At 71.2% G+C, this 17,274-nt stretch carries 11 protein-coding genes and 2 pseudogenes; 3 read left to right on the top strand and 10 right to left on the bottom strand.

Annotated features, from left to right (window positions below; genetic code table 11):
* Positions 1 to 158: 158 nt before the first annotated feature.
* Positions 159 to 362, bottom strand: coding sequence for a hypothetical protein (locus tag ACWDVB_RS39015; RefSeq protein WP_451516168.1), 204 nt, complete (start codon positions 360 to 362; stop codon positions 159 to 161).
* A 175-nt stretch (positions 363 to 537) separates the two neighbouring features.
* Between ACWDVB_RS39015 and ACWDVB_RS39010 the strand changes: the two genes are divergently transcribed.
* The 3 genes from ACWDVB_RS39010 (at position 538) to ACWDVB_RS39000 (ending at position 4,643) form a co-directional block, all read left to right on the top strand.
* A complete protein-coding gene (locus ACWDVB_RS39010) occupies positions 538 to 1,059 on the top strand; it encodes a MarR family winged helix-turn-helix transcriptional regulator (RefSeq protein WP_451516167.1) in 522 nt (173 codons plus the stop codon).
* Positions 1,060 to 1,072: 13 nt separating this feature from the next.
* Positions 1,073 to 3,619: an MFS transporter gene (locus tag ACWDVB_RS39005; RefSeq protein WP_451612045.1), complete on the top strand. Its 2,547-nt coding sequence runs from the start codon at positions 1,073 to 1,075 to the stop codon at positions 3,617 to 3,619.
* A gap of 205 nt (positions 3,620 to 3,824) precedes the next feature.
* The gene (locus ACWDVB_RS39000; RefSeq protein ID WP_451519810.1) at positions 3,825 to 4,643 is read left to right on the top strand and encodes a YceI family protein; all 819 of its coding nucleotides are present in this window, start codon (positions 3,825 to 3,827) and stop codon (positions 4,641 to 4,643) included.
* A gap of 384 nt (positions 4,644 to 5,027) precedes the next feature.
* On the opposite strand, the gene ACWDVB_RS38995 is transcribed toward ACWDVB_RS39000, so the two are convergent.
* The 9 genes and pseudogenes from ACWDVB_RS38995 to ACWDVB_RS38955 form a co-directional block, all read right to left on the bottom strand.
* Positions 5,028 to 5,813, bottom strand: a complete 786-nt coding sequence (locus ACWDVB_RS38995; protein WP_451519811.1) for a TetR/AcrR family transcriptional regulator — start codon at positions 5,811 to 5,813, stop codon at positions 5,028 to 5,030.
* Between the two features lie 131 nt (positions 5,814 to 5,944).
* Positions 5,945 to 7,447 carry an MFS transporter gene (locus ACWDVB_RS38990; protein WP_451519812.1) on the bottom strand — a complete coding sequence of 501 codons (1,503 nt, stop codon included), beginning with the start codon at positions 7,445 to 7,447 and terminating at the stop codon, positions 5,945 to 5,947.
* A gap of 268 nt (positions 7,448 to 7,715) precedes the next feature.
* Complete coding sequence (locus ACWDVB_RS38985; protein ID WP_451519813.1) at positions 7,716 to 9,842, bottom strand: ArnT family glycosyltransferase; 2,127 nt, start codon at positions 9,840 to 9,842, stop codon at positions 7,716 to 7,718.
* Positions 9,839 to 11,335: a glycosyltransferase gene (locus ACWDVB_RS38980; RefSeq protein ID WP_451519814.1), complete on the bottom strand. Its 1,497-nt coding sequence runs from the start codon at positions 11,333 to 11,335 to the stop codon at positions 9,839 to 9,841. Before ACWDVB_RS38980 ends, ACWDVB_RS38985 begins: the two co-directional genes overlap by 4 nt.
* A gap of 531 nt (positions 11,336 to 11,866) precedes the next feature.
* Positions 11,867 to 13,669, bottom strand: a complete 1,803-nt coding sequence (locus tag ACWDVB_RS38975) for an ATP-binding protein (RefSeq protein ID WP_451519815.1) — start codon at positions 13,667 to 13,669, stop codon at positions 11,867 to 11,869.
* Positions 13,670 to 13,773: 104 nt separating this feature from the next.
* A pseudogene (locus ACWDVB_RS38970) lies at positions 13,774 to 14,505 on the bottom strand (response regulator transcription factor); the annotation flags it as partial.
* A 73-nt stretch (positions 14,506 to 14,578) separates the two neighbouring features.
* A pseudogene (locus ACWDVB_RS38965) lies at positions 14,579 to 14,875 on the bottom strand (amidohydrolase family protein); the annotation flags it as partial.
* 31 nt (positions 14,876 to 14,906) lie between these two features.
* Entirely contained in the window at positions 14,907 to 15,272 is a 366-nt protein-coding gene (locus ACWDVB_RS38960; RefSeq protein ID WP_451519816.1) for an antibiotic biosynthesis monooxygenase family protein, read from the bottom strand.
* 173 nt (positions 15,273 to 15,445) lie between these two features.
* Positions 15,446 to 16,384, bottom strand: coding sequence for a DUF2797 domain-containing protein (locus tag ACWDVB_RS38955; RefSeq protein WP_451519817.1), 939 nt, complete (start codon positions 16,382 to 16,384; stop codon positions 15,446 to 15,448).
* Positions 16,385 to 17,274 lie beyond the last annotated feature (890 nt).

Raw genomic sequence — 17,274 nt, 5'->3', positions numbered from 1 at the left:
GCGTCGTCCTCGCGGTCGTGATCGTGGCGGGCGTGGCGTGGCTCGCGCTTAAGTAGCGGCGGGCGCTTGGGCGCGGGGAACTGCGCGAGCGACCACGACGCACCCGCAGAAGAGAACCGCAGCAAGCCCAACGGCACCCCCCGCCCAAGCGCCCGCCGCTACTTAAGCGCGAGCCACGCCACGCCCGCCACGATCACGACCGCGAGGACGACGCCGAGAATGAGGCCGACCCGCGGGCCGGAAGAAGAGGTAGCCGCCTGCCGCTGCCCGCTCCGCGGCGCCTCGTCGACGAAGGCGCGGAACATCTGCGTGCTGCCGGCGGGGTCGGAGTTGCCCTGGGGACCCTGGGGGTTGTGTGCCATGGAGCACGACCCTAGCGAATCCTCCGCCCCCGGCCCAACCCCCTCCGGCCTGGGACTTTACGAGCGCAGCTCCAGAGCTTTGCCGACTCTTTAGGGCGTTGGTCCGGTTTTAGTTTGCCTGCAGCAACCAACTGCTCCTATGGTTGCCCTAAGCAACAAATACTCAGGAGGTGCCGTGGCCGCGCAGCGTCAGTACGAGGAGCTGGCCCGACAGCTCAGCGCCATCGGTGCCGTGAAGCGTGGTCTCGGACGGGGCCTGCCCCACGACTGCCCGGCCGGATCCGCCGCCGTACTCGTCTTGCTGGACCGCCACGGCGCCATGCGGATGAGCAGGCTCGCGGAGCTGCTCGCCGTCGACATGTCGGTGACCAGCCGCCATGTCGCCCATGTCGCGGAGAGGGCGTGGATCGTCCGCGATCCCGACCCCGCCGACAAGCGCTCCCGGATCCTGCGGCTCACGCCCGACGGCAAAGCCAAGGTCGACGAGCTCTCCGAGCTCTCCATCCGGACGCTCACCCACTACTTGCACGACTGGACCGACGACGAGGTCGTCCAGCTCAGCACGCTGCTCGGGCGCCTGCGCGACAGCTTCGGGGACTGCCGTGCGGCTTCGGCCCGGCTCCCCCACTCCCCCCACGAAGCGCAGACCACTCACGGAGTGCGGATCGCTTCAGAGACCACCCGTACACCCGCGTAAGAAGAGGAAGTCCATGGCAACAACCACACCAGCCGGTGTGCGGGGCAGCCATGCCAAGCACGGAGCCCATCACGACGAGAACGCTCCGATGACGCACCGGCAGATCATGGAAGCGCTGTCCGGGCTGCTGCTCGGCATGTTCGTGGCGATCCTGTCGTCGACGATCGTCTCCAACGCCCTGCCCGAAATCATCGGTGACCTCGGTGGCGGCCAGTCCGCCTACACCTGGGTCGTCACCGCCTCACTGCTCGCGATGACGGCGACCACCCCCCTGTGGGGCAAGCTCTCGGACCTCTTCAGCAAGAAGGCCCTGGTCCAGATAGCCCTGATCATCTACGTCGGCGGATCGATCGTCGCCGGTCTCTCGCAGAGCGCCGGAATGCTGATCGCCTGCCGTGTCGTCCAGGGCATCGGCGTCGGCGGTCTCTCCGCCCTGGCGCAGATCGTCATGGCCGCGATGATCTCCCCGCGCGAGCGCGGTCGTTACTCCGGCTACCTCGGCGCGACCTTCGCCGTCGCCACCGTCGGCGGACCGCTGCTCGGCGGCGTCATCACCGACACCTCGTGGCTCGGCTGGCGCTGGTGCTTCTACGTCGGCGTGCCCTTCGCGATCATCGCGCTGATCGTCCTGCAGAAGACCCTGAAGCTCCCCGTCGTCAAGCGCGACGTGAAGGTCGACTGGGCCGGCGCCTTCTTCATCAGCGCCGCCGTCTGCCTGCTGCTCGTCTGGGTCACCTTCGCCGGTGACAAGTACGACTGGATGTCGTGGCAGACCGCCGCCATGGTCGGCGGCTCGATCCTGCTCGCGCTGATCTTCGTATTCGTCGAGTCCAGGGCGAACGAGCCGATCATTCCGCTGCGGCTCTTCCGCAACCGCACCATCACGCTCGCCTCGCTCGCCTCGCTCTTCGTGGGCGTCGCGATGTTCGCGGGCACGGTGTTCTTCAGCCAGTACTTCCAGCTGGCGCGGGGCGAGTCGCCGACGATGTCCGGGGTCATGACGATCCCGATGATCGGCGGTCTGTTCATCTCGTCCACGGTGTCCGGCCAGGTCATCACCAAGACCGGCAAGTGGAAGGCGTGGCTGGTCAGCGGCGGTGCGCTGGTGACGGCGGGCCTCGGTCTGCTCGGCACCATCCGGTACGACACCGAGTACTGGCACATCGCGATCTTCATGGCCCTGATGGGTCTCGGCATCGGCATGATGATGCAGAACCTCGTCCTGTGCACGCAGAACCAGGTCGCCCCCGAGGACCTCGGCTCCGCCAGCTCCACCGTCACCTTCTTCCGCTCGCTGGGCGGTGCGATGGGTGTCTCGGCGCTCGGCGCGATCATGGCCACGCGGATCACCGACTACGTCAAGGACGGCATCACCGACCTCGGCCCGAAGGCCGCCGCGCAGTTCGGCCACGGGGGCACCGGTGGCGGTGGCATCCCGGACCTGGACAAGATCCCCGAGCCGTTCCGCACGGTGATGGAGAGCGCGTACGGGCATGGCATCGCCGATGTCTTCCTGATCGCCGCGCCGATGGCGCTGGTCGCCTTCCTGATCACGATCTTCATCAAGGAGGTTCCGCTGCGGACGTCGGGCGCGCTTGCCCAGGCCGCGTCGGGCTCCTCTGGCTCCTCGGGCTCCTCTGGCTCCTCGGACTCTTTGGGCTCTTCTGGCTCCTCTGGCTCCTCTGGCTCCTCGGACTCTTCTGGCTCCTCGGGCTCTTCGGACTCCTCTAGCAGCGCCGTGCCGGCCTCCGTCGCCTCGGGCGCCGAGGCCTCTGGCGGGGATCTGGCCCCGGTCACGAACGGGGTTCCGGTACGCGGCTACGTCCGCGGCGCGGAGAGCGTGCCCGTTCCGCAGGCCGCCGTCACGCTGATCTCCCTCGCGGGACGGCAGCTCGGCCGCGCGGTCGCCCAGGGCGACGGGGCGTACGCCGTCGACGCCCCCGGCGCCGGTTCGTACGTGCTCATCGCCTCCGCCGACGGGTTCCAGCCGCAGGCCTCGACCGTCGTCGTGGGCGAGGACGCCCTCGCGTACGACATCCTGCTCAGCGGCACCAGCGGGCTGAGCGGTCTCGTGCGGGACGCGGACAGCAAGCTGCCCGTCAGCGGTGCGATGGTCATCGTGACCGACGTGCGCGGTGACGTGCTCGCCACCGGGCTCTCCGGTGAGCAGGGCGAGTTCACCTTCGCCGAGCTGGTTCCCGGCACCGTCACCGTCGCGGTGAACGCCGCCGGACACCGGCCGATGGCGCTGCCCGTCGAGGTCGGCGGGGCCGGGGTCACCCGGGTCGAGGTCGAGCTCAACTCCGGCGCGCAGGTGCTCGGCACCGTCCGTGCGGGGGGCTCGGCGCTGAACGACGCCCGCGTCACGCTGGTGGACGCCGCCGGCAACGTCGTCGCCACCGCGACCACCGGGACGGACGGGGCGTACGCCTTCACCGACCTGGACAGCGGCGAGTACACGGTCATCGCGACCGGGTACCCGCCGGTCGCGACCGGCCTGTCGGTGACCGGCAGCGGCGTCGACGGCCACGACATCGAACTCGCCCACCCGGGCGAGTGACGACCCCGGCCCGTGGCCGCGCCCCGAGCGGAGGCGCGGCCACGGGCCGGTAGCGGAAAGGGCCCCCGGGCCGGCGGTGGCGTTCACGGCAGGGGACGGCCGGTCACCGCCGGGCCGGGGGCCCTCTGTCTGCTTGTAGCGGCTGCTTGATGAACTTTGGACTTTTGAGGCCTCTGTGAAGGGGCCCGGCAAGGAGTAAGCGGGAATGGGACTCAACGCTCGGATCCGTACGCGTGACGGGTGGGCCGTGCCCCACGCCGTCGTCACGGTGACCGACATGACCGGGGCGCAGGTGCTGCGGGCCGCGGCGGACCAGGAAGGCGTCGTGCGGGACGCGTCGGTGCTCGCGGCCGGGCCGTACACCGTCATCGTCACCGCCGTCGGCTACGCGCCGGTCGCCTCCACCGCGCTCGTCACGGCCAGTGGCCGCGCCGAGGTCGGCAACGTCGTCCTCGCCCGCCAGGGCGGCACGGAGCTGCCGCCGCCCGGGCCGTGGACCATCGACCCGGCGCACTCCACCGTGGGCGCCGTCGCCCAGCACCTCGGGATCACCAGCGTGCATGGGCGGTTCCTGGAGTTCGGAGGGCGGGTGGAGATCGCCGAGGACGTGGAGAAGTCTCGGGTCGAGGCCGTCATCCGGTCGGCCTCGATCGACACGGGCAACGGCATGCGGGACGGCCATCTGAAGTCGCCGGACTTCCTGGACGTCGACCAGTACCCGGAGATCACCTATCGGTCGAGCGGGCTGACGCCTGCGGGGGCCGACCGGTGGACGGTGACCGGAGAACTGAGGATGCGGGGTGTCGTGCGGCCCGTCGACCTGGAGCTGAGCTATCTGGGGACCGGGGCGGATCCCTGGGGTGGCACCCGGGCGGCGTTCCGGGCCACGGCTGAGCTGCGGCGGGAGGACTTCGCGATGAACTACAACCAGGTGGTGCAGGCGGGGATCTCGGCGATCGGCACGACGCTGCGGGTGGAACTGGACATTCAGGCTGTGCAGGGGGAGACGGTTCCGGGGGTGTGAGCCCGCGGGGCGCTTGAGCTGGCGGGGCGCGTGAGCTGGCGGGGCGCCTTGGGGTGCCGTCGCCTTCTCTCCGTCTGTGGGGCGGGGCCGCGGGGGTATGTGCGTGCTCGCCATCTCGGTGTGGGCGTTGATTTGCTGCTGGGTTAGTTCTTCTACTGTGCTCCGCTCGCACATACCCCCACGTCCCCTCGCGCGCGTTCGCGGCTGCGGGCCGTCGCGGCTTCTCAGCCCCACGGAGCTCCCCGCCCGCCCTGTGTGCCTACGCCCACCCTGCGACGCAGGGCAAACGGGTGGGTGGGAGACATCCGCCGCGGAGCGGCGGGGCGGGGGTGCCCCGACGGCGGGGGAGGTGAGAGACGAGCCCCAGCCAGGCGCCCACGCCAGTTACCCGGGAGGCCGCTCCCGCGTGAGGAGGGACTCGATGCCCGCGATCATAAGATCGAGGGCGATCGTGAAGTCCCGTTCCCACATTTCCTCGACCGTCGCCCCACCCCGCGCCGCCAACAACTCCTTCGCACTCTCCATGATCCCGTGCGAGGCCAACTCGACCCGGACCGTCCCGGCCGCCTCCTGGTAGTACTCCTCCTGGGTCATCCCCGCCTCGGCGCACCGCGCCATGTAGTGGCCCTCGATGGTCCCGAAGCCGTACACGAACTGGAAGACCGCCGAGATCGCCCCGTTCTGCGTATACGGGGGCAGCCCGGTCTTCCGTACCGCCTGCTGGACCGCGACGGCGAACGCCAGCCAGTTCGGCCCGATGTTGAGGAACCTGCCGACCAGCGGCGAGACCCACGGGTGGCGGATCAGCAGAGAGCGGTACTCGTCGGCGAGGGCCCGCAGTTGGTCCCGCCAGGACTCCGCGGACGACTCCATGTCGGGCAGCCGCATCTCCCCGCAGACCGCGTCGAGGGCGAGCTCCAGGAGGTCGTCCTTGGTGTCCACGTACCAATAGACGGACATCGCCGTGACGTTCAGCTCGGCGGCGAGCCTGCGCATGGAGAACTTGGCGAGGCCCTCCGCGTCCAGGAGCCGGACCGAGGCGCCCGTGATGCGGTCCCGATCGAGGCCGCTGGGCTGGTCGCCCTTGCGGCCGCCGCCGCGGGGCGCCTTGCCCTCCAGCCAGACACTCGTCCGCGCCGGATTCTTCGTGCGGCCGGCTGCCTTGACCATGGCACACCTTCCTGATCGGTCGTGGGCCTGGAGCGGTGTTGCTCCGGGGGTCCCCGGAGGGTGTCGCTCCGAGCGCGTGACAGGCAAGGCGGCGGTCCGGAATTGAGTGGTCCGCCCCCTCCCCCACGATGCTATGCCGACGCCTTGCCCACGGAGTCCGCCCTCTCCGCCCTGCGCAGCAACGCCGCGGCCAGGACGCCTCCGAGGAACACCGCCGCCGCGCCCACCAACTGACTCGTCTCAAGCCCCGAGGAGAACGCGTCGGCGATCCGCTCCCGCTCGCCCGATGACTTCGCCGCGGCCATGGCCGCCGGGAAGGACGCCGCGGAGACCGCCACGAGCGAGGCGAAGCGGGAGTTGAGAACCGCGCCGAGGACGGCGACGCCGAGGCCGTTGCCGAACTCGGCGAGCGTGCCGTTGACGCCCGCGCCCACGCCCGCCTTCTCCACCGGGATGGCGCTCATGATGGCGTTGGCCATGGCGGGCATGGCGAACGCGATGCCCGCGCCCATGATGACGAGCCCGGCCAGCATGCCGTTGTAGTTGTCGCCGCCGAGCAGCGCGATCACCGCGAGGCCCGCGGCGAGGGCGCTCATGCCGGACAGGATCGTCGCGGGCGTGCCCAGCTTGGCGTGGAGCTTGGCGCCGACGCCGGTGAGGTTCAGGGCCACGATGGTCACCGCGAGCGGCGCCGTCCGCAGGCCCGCCTCCAACGGCTCGTACCGGAGTACGAATTGGAGGTGCTGGGTGAGGAGGAAGAGGGAGCCGGCGAGGCCGAAGGCGACCAGGATGGCGCCCGCCACCGCGCCGATGAAGCGCTGGTTGCGGAAGAAGTGCATGTCCAGCATCGGGTACGGGATGCGCAGCTCCCAGAGGACGAACACGCCGAGGACCAGCACGCCGACGGCCGCGGAGACCAGTACCTGCGACGACGTCCAGCCGTGCTCGGGCCCGGAGATGATCGCGTAGACCACCGAGGCCATACCGATGGTGGAGAGCAGCGCGCCGAGCAGGTCGGGGCGGTCGCCCTGCCGGTTCTTGGACTCGGGCACCAGCTTGGCGACCGCGGCCAGGCCGATCAGCGCGACGGGGATGTTGATCAGGAAGATCGATCCCCACCAGAAGTGGTTCAGCATGAAGCCGCCGAGCAGCGGACCGGCCGCGAACCCGAGGGAGTTGATGGTCGACCAGAGGCCGATCGCCTTGACGCGCTCGGTGTCGTCGAAGATCTGCACCACGACCGCGAGCGTCGTGGTCATCAGGAGCGCGCCGCCGACGCCCATGCCCGCGCGGGCGGCGATGAGCTGTGCGGAGGACTGCGCGAACGCCGCGACGAGCGAGCCGATACCGAAGAGCGCGAGGCCCGTTATGAGCATCTTCTTGCGGCCGTAGCGGTCGGCGGAGCTGCCCGCGGTGAGCAGCAGCCCTGACTGCACGAGCGAGTACGCGTTGATCATCCACTGGATGTCGGACGTCGACGCGTCCAGCTCCCGGGTGAGGGAGGGGATCGCGACGCTCAGAACGGTGTTGTCGAGCAGCACGGTGAGCTGGGCGAGACAGATGACGCCGAGGATCAGCCAGCGCTGCGGGTGCCGGGGTGGGGCGGCCGAGGTCTCGGCGGTCGTCGCCGTCATGCGGGCTCCTTCGGAGGTGGTGCGTGGCGGGTGCCTGGCGGGTGCCTGACGTGCGTGGCGGGTGCCTGGCGTGCGTGGCGGGTGCCTGGTGGGTGCCTGGCGGGTGCCTGGGGATGGTGGTACTTGGCTGGCGGTAGAGCCTGTGCCTCGTACGTGGTTCTACGGCCTCGCACGTGGCTCTACGGTGTACGAGGCTTCCTGCGTCGTACACCGTAGAACAGATCCCATACGCCGTACAAGGCCGTTTCCCGCGCCCCCTCCGGAGCGGCTACTTCTTCGGCCGCGTCAGGTCGTAGAACGTCGCGCCGCCCACCGTCACCTTCTTGAAGGTCGACTCGACCCACGACGCGATCCCGGACGCGGTGCCGTCGCCGCCCGCGCCTCCCATGCCGCCCGCGATGAAGTAGTGGATCTCGCCGTCCGCCACGTACCGCTTGAACCGCGCGAGCGTCGGCGACGGGTCGCTGCCGTTGAAGCCGCCGATCGCCATCACCGGGTCACCGGTGGCCAGTTGGTAGCTCGCGGCGTTCTGCGAGCCGGTGGCCGCCGCGGCCCATGTGTAGTCACCGGCATCCGCCTCCACGAGCTTCCTGGCCTCGGCGGAGACCCGCGCGCCGTCGAGCAGGCCGCCCATGCCGCCGCCGCTGCCGTTCTCGCGGATCATGCCGCCGTCGGGGAACCCTCCGGTACGGCCGCCTTGCGGGGGCACCGTCTGCCGACCCTGGCCGGCGCCGCCTGTCGCGGGCTGCGTCGGGGGCTGCCCCATACCGCCGCCGCCCCGCGCTCCCGTCCCCGCGCCCGCGCCGCCGGGGCCGCCACCGCCCGGGCCGCCACCCGGGCCACTCCCCGCGCCCCCGACCGGCCCCATCCGCCCCGCCGAACCCGGACCGGCCGTCACGATCGAACCGGTGTGCGCACTGTCGACCGTCGACAACGTGTACGCCACCGGCCCCGCCATGGACGCCGCGACGCCCAGCCCCACCGTGGCGAGGACGAGCCGCCGGCCGAGCCGCCCGGCGAACAGCAGGCCCGCCGCCCCCGCGATCCCGGCCACCAGCACCGCCCACCGCAGCCAGGGCAGGTGGTCGGGGGCGCGGCCGAGCAGGACGTACGCCCATACGGCCGTGCCCGCGACCGTCGCGCCCAGCACCGCGCCCGCCCACCGCGAGGCCCGCTCCTCCCACAGGACCGTGGCGCCCATGCCGATGAGCGCCGCGATGTAGGGCGCGAGCGCCACCGTGTAGTACTGGTGGAAGATCCCCGCCATGAAGCTGAAGACCGCGGTGGTCATGAGCAGCGCGCCGCCCCAGGCCACGAACGCCCCCCGCGCGGTGTCCGTGCGCCGCGCCGTGCGCGTCAGGACCAGCCCGGCCACGAGCATGACCAGCGCGGCGAGCAGCAGCCACGCGACCTGGCTGCCGACCTGGGCGTCGAACATCCGCCCGATGCCGGTCTCGCCCCACTGAGGGCCGCCGCCCCCGCCGCCACGGCCGCCCGCGCTGCCGGTCTCCTCGCCGTTGATGCGGCCCAGACCGTTGTAGCCGAAGGTCAGCTCCAGGAAGGAGTTGTTCTGCGAGCCTCCGATGTACGGACGCGAGGCCGCGGGCCACAGCTCCACGACGGCGACCCACCAGCCGCCGCAGACGACCGTCACGAGTCCGGACAGGGCGAGTTGGCCCAGGCGCCTGCGCAGCCGGACGGGCGCGCACACCGCGTACAGGACCGCCAGCGGCGGCAGGATCAGGAACGCCTGCAGCGTCTTCGTGAGGAAGGCGAGGCCGACGGCGGCGCCCGCCCACACCAGCCACTTGGTGCGCCCGTGCTCCAGCGCGCGCAGGACGCAGTGGACCGTGACGGTCATCAGGAGGGTGAGCAGCGCGTCCGGGTTGTTGAACCGGAACATCAGCGCGGCCACCGGCGTGAGCGCGAGCACCGCGCCCGCGATCAGCCCGGCGGCCGGGCTGAACCGCCGTCGCACGGCGGCGTACAGCACACCGACCGTGGCCACCCCCATCAGGACCTGCGGGACCAGCACCGCCCACGAGCCGAGGCCGAAGATCCGTACCGAGAGCGCCATCGGCCACAGGGCGGCCGGGGGCTTGTCGACAGTGATCGCGTTGCCCGCGTCGAGCGAGCCGAAGAAGAGGGCCTTCCAGCTCTGGCTGCCGGCCTGGGCGGCGGCGGAGTAGAAGGAGTTGGCATAGCCGGAGGCGCTGAGGTTCCAGAGGTAGAGGGCGGCGGTGGCGAGCAGCAGTCCGAGCAGCGCCGGGCGCGCCCAGCGGGGGTCGTCGGCCCTGCCGCGCCAGAGGCGGGCGGGCAGGGCGCCTGCCCACCGCCGTGCGGCGTGGCCCGCCACAAGGGGCGGCGTCGGCGTCGCGGGGGAGGTTGTCGTCATCGTGCGTTCCTCGGTTCGTCCGCGGGGATGGGAGTGGGGATGGAGGTGGGGGCGGATGTGCGGGAGGAGGTGGGAATGGATGTGACGGTGGGGGTGGATGTGACGGTGGGGGTGGATGTGCGGGAGGAGGTGGGGGTGGATGTGACGGTGGGGGGCAAGTCGTACGGAGTGGGAGGCGCCGAAACCGTCACCCCGGCTCCTGCTGCGGCCCCTGCCCCTGTCCGGGCCTCTGTCTCGGCCCCTGCCGCGGGTTCACGGCGGTCCGGGAACACCCACGCCCGCAGCAGCAGGAACCGCAGCACCGTCGCCGCGAGGTTCGCCGCGATCAGCACCGCGAGCTCCGTGGAGTGCGCAGGGGCGCCCGAGGCCGCGGCGAGCGCCGCCAGGGAACCGCTGGTGAGGACGAGGCCGATGCCGAAGACGACGAGGCCCTGCGCCTGGTGGCGGACCGCGCGCTCCCGGCCGCGTACTCCGAAGGTGAGCCTCCGGTTGGCCGCGGTGTTGGCGACGGCCGATACCAACAGGGCGAGCGCGTTGGCGGCCTGTGACCCCGTGAACGTACGGAAGCCGCTGTAGAGCAGGAGGTAGAAGAGGGTCGAGAGGGCGCCGACCACGCAGAAGCCGACGAGCTGGCGGGCGAGGCCGCCGGGCACGCCGTTCAGCTGCCGGTCACGCGGATCGTCCCCGAAGGGGCGCGCGAGGCGGTCGAGCGGGAGCGCGCCGACCGCGAGCGCCCGGCCCACACGCCACACGCCCTTGAGGTCGTCGGCGGCGGTCCGTATCAGGTGGACCGTGGAGTCCGGGTCGTCCACCCAGTCGACGGGCACCTCGTGGATGCGGAGCCCGGCGCGCTCGGCGAGCACCAGCATCTCGGTGTCGAAGAACCACCCGGTGTCCTCCACGAGCGGCAGCAGCACCTGCGCCACATCGCCGCGGATCGCCTTGAACCCGCACTGGGCGTCGGAGAAACGGGCGTGCAGGGAGCCGCGCAGGATGAGGTTGTACGTACGCGAGATGAACTCCCGCTTGGGGCCGCGCACCACCCGCGAGCCGCCCGCGAGCCGCGAACCGATCGCCAGGTCCGAGTGGCCCGAGATGAGCGGGGCGACCAGCGGGAGCAGCGCGTTGAGGTCGGTGGAGAGGTCGACGTCCATATAGGCGAGGACCGGCGCGTCGGAGGCGGACCAGACGGCACGCAGCGCCCGCCCCCGCCCCTTCTGGTCGAGCCGAACGTGTCGCACTTCCCTTACCGCGTCGGCCAGTTCGGCGGCGAGCTGCGGGGTGCGGTCCGTGGAGGCGTTGTCGGCGACCGTGATGCGGAAGGGGTAGGGGAAGGTGCGGACGAGGTGGTCGTGCAACCGGAGGACGCACGGCCGGAGGTCCCCCTCCTCGTTGTAGACCGGGATCACGACGTCCAGGACGGGCACATCACGCCATGCGGCGGAAAGGTGCTCCCGCGACGGCAGAACGCCCGGGAGAGAGTCGATTCGCATGCGCCCGACACTCGCCAAGGGGCCTGTCAGGGCTGTGTGGCGAGGCTATGGCTGGGCTGTGAGCTTGGCTTTGGGCCTGGCCTTGAGCCCGGCTGCGCTCCGGGCTGCGAACGCGATGGTGAGCCCGGCCGCCTGGCTGCGAGCCCGGCCTGAGCCTGGCTACTCCGCGCTGTGAGCCCGGCTGCGAGCCCGGCCGCGCTCCATGCCGCGAGCCCGATCGTGAGCTTGTCCGTGAACCCTGCCCTGGGCCTGGCTGTGAGCCCCGACTGGGAGCCTGGATGCGCTCCGAGCTGAGCCCGACCGTGAGCCTGCTGCACTCTGGGCTGCGAGCCCCACCGTGCGCCTGCTGCACTCTGGGCTGCAAGCCCACCATGCGCCTGCTGCACTCTGGGCTGCAAGCCCACCATGCGCCTGCTGCGCTCCCGGCTGCGAGCCCGGCCGTGCGCCCAACTGGAGCCGGTCTGCGAGCCCTGCCGCGCACCGGGCTGCGAGCCCGGCCGAGCCCGCCCGCAAGCCCGGCCGCGCTCCAGGCTACGAGCCCGGCTGGGAGCTCGACCGTGAACCCAGCTGCGCTCCCGACTGCGAGCCCTGCCGTGAGCCCGACTGCGAGCCCTGCCGTGAGCCCGACTGCGAGCCCTGCCGTGAGCCCGCCTGCGAGCCCTGCCGTGAGCCCGCCTGCGTGCCCGCCTGCGTGCCCAGCCGCGAGGAGGTGATCACCTCCTCCGGTGCCGCCGGGAGTTCGACGGCGAAGACCGTCCGCCCCGGCACGCTCTCGACGGTCACCGTGCCACCGTGCGCGGTCACGATCGCCCGTACGAGGGCCAGGCCGAGGCCCGTCGAGCCCGCGTGGCGGGAGCGGGAGGCGTCGCCGCGGGCGAAGCGTTCGAAGACCGAGGGCAGGAGGGCGGCCGGGATGCCCGGGCCGTCGTCCTGGACCTCCAGGCGCACGCGGGGCCCCTCCCGACGCACCCGGGCCGTGACCGTCGTACCCGGCGGGGTATGAGTGCGGGCGTTGCCGAGGAGGTTGACGACGACCTGGTGGAGCCGGTCGGTGTCGGCGCGAACCAGCGCGGGCTCATCGGGCCCGGGCAGTTCGAGCCGCCAGTGATGGCCGGGCCCGGCCGCGCGGGCGTCGTCGACGGCGTCGACGACGAGCGGCGCGAGATCACTGCTCCGGTACGTCTGCGGACGTACACTCCCGCCTCCCACCAGCCCCGTGGGACGCGACAGCCCCGCAAGCCCTGCACGCCCCGCAAGCCCCTCGCACCCCGCAAGCCCCGCACGCTCCTGCCGCTCGGCATCGAGCCGCGCGAGCAGCAACAGATCCTCGACGAGCCCCGTCATCCGCTCGGCCTCGGACTCGATCCGCCCGAGCGCGTGCCGCGTGTCGGGCCCGGTGGGCTCCGTCCCCCGGCGCGTCAGTTCGGCGTATCCGCGGATGGAGGCGAGCGGCGTCCGCAGCTCGTGGCTGGCGTCCGCGACGAACTGGCGTACGCGCGTTTCACTCTGCTGGCGTGCGTCGAGCGCCGAGTGGACGTGGTCGAGCATGCGGTTGAGCGCGGCGCCCACCTGCCCGGCCTCGGTGCGCGGATCGGCATCGGGGGCGCGCTCGTGCAGCGCCACCTCGCCGCTGTGCAGAGGCAGTTCGGATACGCGCGTCGCGGTACCGGCGATCCTGCGCAGCGGACGCAGTGCCACACCGACCATCGCCGCACCGGCGAGCGAGGCCGCGACCAGGCCCGCCGCGGTGACACTGACCTCGACGACGATCAGAGTGTTGAGAGTGTTACGCACCTTGGTGGTCGGGATCCCGACGAGGAAGGCGCCGTTCTCCCCGGTCGTGTACGTCACCCGGTACTCACCGAGCCCGGGGACATCGACGGTGTGCGACTGCCGATCCCTCGGCACAGAGGTGAGCGCGTCCACCTGCTCCTCGTCCAGGGTTGTCGCGACCGGCAGCCCACTGCCGGTGCCACTGCGCGGCTCGGCACTGACCAGGGCACGTCCGACGGAATCGCCGTTCACCTCGGCACCCAGAGTGCCGATCTCCTGCGGACCCCGCGTGACGAACTCCAACGGATCGCCTTGCGGCCGGCTGCCACGCCCTGGCAGAACTGGCGACCGCTCGCCGCCGGGCCCGCCGGAGGGAACCGCCGCCCGCTTCGCGACCTCGCCGAGCGCGCCGTCCAACTGGGCGTACAGATGCGACTGCAGAGCGATGGTGGTGACGGTCCCGATCACCGCGCACACGACGGCGATCAGCGCGACGGCGGACAGCACGAGGCGCGTACGAAGCGTGCGCGCCCGGGTCCGCCGCCAGACGCCACGTCTCACGAGGACGAGGGCGAGGGCGAGCGCGAAGGCACGGCCGCCGGCGAGCCCGAAGGCACGGGCGAAGGCGAAGGCGAGGGCGAAGGCACGGGCGGCGGCACGGGCACCGCGGACTTGATGAGATACCCGGCCCCACGCCGCGTATGGATCATCGGCTCCCGCCCGGCATCGATCTTCCTCCGCAGATACGAGATGTAGAGCTCGACGACGTTGGCCTGCCCCCCGAAGTCGTAGTTCCAGACCCGGTCGAGGATCTGCGCCTTACTGAGCACGCGCCGCGGATTACGCATGAGGAACCGCAGCAACTCGAACTCCGTGGCGGTCAGATGGATCGAGTCCCCGCCGCGCGTCACCTCGTGACTGTCCTCGTCCAGCGTGAGGTCCCCCACCACCAGGGTGGATTCGCTGCGCTTGTCCGCGGCCCCGGCCCGCCGGATGAGCCCGCGCAGCCGCGCGACCACTTCCTCCAGGCTGAAGGGCTTGGTGACGTAGTCGTCGCCACCGGCGGTGAGCCCGGCGATACGGTCCTCCACCGCGTCCTTCGCGGTCAGGAACAGCACGGGCACGTCCGGCATCTCCCGGCGCAACCTGCCGAGCAGTGAGAGGCCGTCCATGTCGGGCAGCATCATGTCCAGCACCACGGCGTCGGGCCGGAACGCGCGCGCGACCCGCACCGCGCCCGCGCCGTCACCCGCGCTGCGGATCTGCCAGCCCTCGTACCGCAGGGCCATGGACATCAGCTCGGTGAGCGACGCCTCGTCGTCCACCACGAGTACGCGGACGGGGCTCCCGTCCGGCCTGAGCAGTTCGGTACGCGCCTGAGGCGAGATCGTGGTCATGCCACACAGCCTGGGCCGCGCCCCTGAGAGCACTCTTGCGCGAACCTGTGAATTCCCTGAGAAAGGCGGGCCGCGCGAAGTCAACGGCCCACCCGTTGAGCCACTGCGCCATCCCCGGCTTGTGCGGACAGATCATCGAGGTGAAGGCCCGCACCCCGAACTCCCCAAGCAGCGCCACCCGCCGCGCCTCCTCATACCGGTAACTGATGGGCCACCGCACACCACCGTCATCCCCGAAGGCGTCGAAGTAGGCCCAGACCTTCCGCAGGACCCGCTCCGGCATGAAGTGCGTATGTACGTCGATGAGCCCGGGCACCCCGAGCCGCCCCCAAAACTCCCGCACCTGAACAGCCCCCACACCACCCCCCACACCACCCCCTACACCACCCTCTCCATCCCCTTTATCCACGCGCAACGCCGTGGCTGTGGCTGTGGCTCCGCTCGACCTTGGCGACGTGAAGAACGTACGACTCGTACCACTCCTCACGCCCGCGCCGCTGCGCCGTGCGGTGCTCGGGATGGCCCTGCCAGGCCTTGATGGCGTCCTCGTCACGGAAGTACCCGACGGTGATACCGAGCCCGCCCGGCGTCCGCGCGGACTCCACTCCAAGAAACCCCGGCACGGCGGCGACCAACTCGTCCATGCGCTCGGCGGTCTCGCCATACCCCCGGTCGCCCTCGGTGCGCACCGAGCTGAACACGACAACGTAATAAGGCGGTTCAAACGGTCCGACCGGCCCGACCGGCCCCGCCACAAGATCACTCATCCCCCCACCCTCAAACCCCCACCCCCCGGTGTCCACCCCTGCTCCCCACTCCTTGCCCCCAGGTCACCAACCCTTGACCCTCCGGTCAGCAAACAAGCCCCCCACAGCCGTATCCCGAAAGACCCCCCGCCCCACCGCCAAGCCACGCCCCCAGGCCCCACCGAGCCCCCCAATCAGAAGAGCCCACCCTGCTCACCAGCACCAGCACCAGCACCGGCACCGGCAGCACCACCGGCACCGGCACTGGCCCCCACCCCCAACCCCTGAACCGGCACAGTCACCCCCGCCCCCGCATCGGCCCCCACCAACTGCCACCCCACAAGCACCCGCGTATCAACGACAAGCACGCGCCCGTCCCCGTCCCCTTCCCCGCCCGCTCCCGCGACCTCCAGATGCAGATCAGGCCCGGCCGCGGCAACAAGCCGCCCCGCGATCACCCCACCCTCAACCACCTCTCGCACAACCCCCTGAGCAGCCCCGTCCGCCGCCCCCAGCCCAAACGCCCCCGAGTGATCGACCGCCGAGAACTCCACCCGCTCCAACGTCTCGGCCCACCCCTCCAAGACGACGGCCCGCCGATAAAGCCCCTCCAACTCCCCCACCCGCTCGTCCCACCCGGGCAGATCCCCCCGCACCGCACGCTTACGCGCATAAGGCACCCGGTCCGGCACCCCGAGCGCGGCCCGCAGCAACTCCTCCGTACGCCGAGCCGCCATCAACGGCCCCCGCCCCAGCCAGCAGAACGCCACGGCCCCCTGCTCCAGGAGCCGCGCCCCACCCCGTGCCTCCGCAGTGATCCCGACCTTGACCAGCCCGGCCCCGAACCACGCCAGATACACCCGGTATGTACGCGGATCATCCGGCACCCCGTCCGCCGCCACGGAGAACACCCGGTCGAGCCGCGCGCACTCAGAGCACCGCGCCTGCGTGGCCCGCGCCGGCACCACGGCCCGCAGAGGACAAGGATTCCCGCGCGCCCCCACGCACCGCCGCTCACCGACGACCCGAAACCCGATCGCCCGCCCATACGCGAGCGCGCTGCTTCTCCCACCGTCCCACCGCAACACGGGCCCCCCACTCGGCCACCCGAGCCCCGCACAACGCCACTCCATAGCCGTACTCCTTCCGGAAGGAAGCCCCGCCAAGAACCACGATGCCGCAAGCCACTGACATTTCCTCTGAGCTGCCAGTAGCTGCGCGCAGCCAGCGAGGTCCGGCACGCGAGCGGGCCGACGGAGCGGCTTTGGGCTGGAGAGCTGGAGGGCTGGAGGGCTGGAGAGCTGGAGCCGAAGGCGTACACCCCGGAAACGCAAGAGGCCCCCGGATGATCTCCGGGGGCCTCTTACCTGTGTGCACTCGGCAGGATTCGAACCTGCAACCTTCTGATCCGTAGCTCTACAGAGGTCAGACATTGACGGTCATACAGGCTAGCTGAAGGGGTCTGACGGGCACCTTTGGTCATGCTCGCTTGTTGTAGTTGCTGTACTTCTCTGCTGTACCGCAGTAGACCTGCGCTTGCCCACGCGGTCGGCGGAGCGGCTTTGGGCGGGAGCTGCTTTGGGGCGAGTGATCATGGCCCCTTAAGCTCATCGCGATTCGGGCAGTCACTGGACCTGCCCGCAAGGTCCGAATCGGGGCCATGATCTTAGAGGCTCGCCCCAAAGTGGCTGCCTAAAGCCGTGGAGCCGACCGCCCCGGCCGGAGTGGGGTTTCGGAGTGGCTTCCCGCTGGTTTCGAGGCATGCGGCAAGAGGCCGCCCATTGTCGCGGGGGCCGACTATCCCAGTTCGGGGGCCCCGGCCACGGGTAGCGGGTTAGCCCGCCGCGTACCGCCGCCGCGATCCGGCCTCTTCGGTAACCCAAAGCGTCTGTGACCTGCTGTGCGGCTGTCCCCTGTGCCCTATGGCCCGGTGCTGGGTTCTAGGCCGCTGTGTGGGGCGACGGGCGGTCGGCGCCGCGCAGCCGGTGGCGGAGACATGGAGGCAGCGCGGCGGCGGCCGGCC

The sequence above is a fragment of the Streptomyces sp. NPDC003379 genome, from assembly GCF_053589195.1.
The sequence above is the reverse complement of the archived record's forward strand: the minus strand, read 5'-3'. Positions and strand labels throughout refer to the sequence as shown.

What these genes read in the sequence shown, in the direction of transcription:
- ACWDVB_RS38990 (WP_451519812.1), bottom strand. Translation starts at nt 7,447, where the DNA reads ATGACGGCGACGACCGCCGAGACCTCGGCCGCCCCACCCCGGCACCCG.
- ACWDVB_RS38960 (WP_451519816.1), bottom strand. Translation starts at nt 15,272, where the DNA reads ATGAGTGATCTTGTGGCGGGGCCGGTCGGGCCGGTCGGACCGTTTGAA.
- ACWDVB_RS39000 (WP_451519810.1), top strand. Translation starts at nt 3,825, where the DNA reads ATGGGACTCAACGCTCGGATCCGTACGCGTGACGGGTGGGCCGTGCCC.
- ACWDVB_RS38980 (WP_451519814.1), bottom strand. Translation starts at nt 11,335, where the DNA reads ATGCGAATCGACTCTCTCCCGGGCGTTCTGCCGTCGCGGGAGCACCTT.
- ACWDVB_RS38995 (WP_451519811.1), bottom strand. Translation starts at nt 5,813, where the DNA reads ATGGTCAAGGCAGCCGGCCGCACGAAGAATCCGGCGCGGACGAGTGTC.
- ACWDVB_RS39015 (WP_451516168.1), bottom strand. Translation starts at nt 362, where the DNA reads ATGGCACACAACCCCCAGGGTCCCCAGGGCAACTCCGACCCCGCCGGC.
- ACWDVB_RS38985 (WP_451519813.1), bottom strand. Translation starts at nt 9,842, where the DNA reads ATGACGACAACCTCCCCCGCGACGCCGACGCCGCCCCTTGTGGCGGGC.
- ACWDVB_RS39005 (WP_451612045.1), top strand. Translation starts at nt 1,073, where the DNA reads ATGGCAACAACCACACCAGCCGGTGTGCGGGGCAGCCATGCCAAGCAC.
- ACWDVB_RS38955 (WP_451519817.1), bottom strand. Translation starts at nt 16,384, where the DNA reads ATGGAGTGGCGTTGTGCGGGGCTCGGGTGGCCGAGTGGGGGGCCCGTG.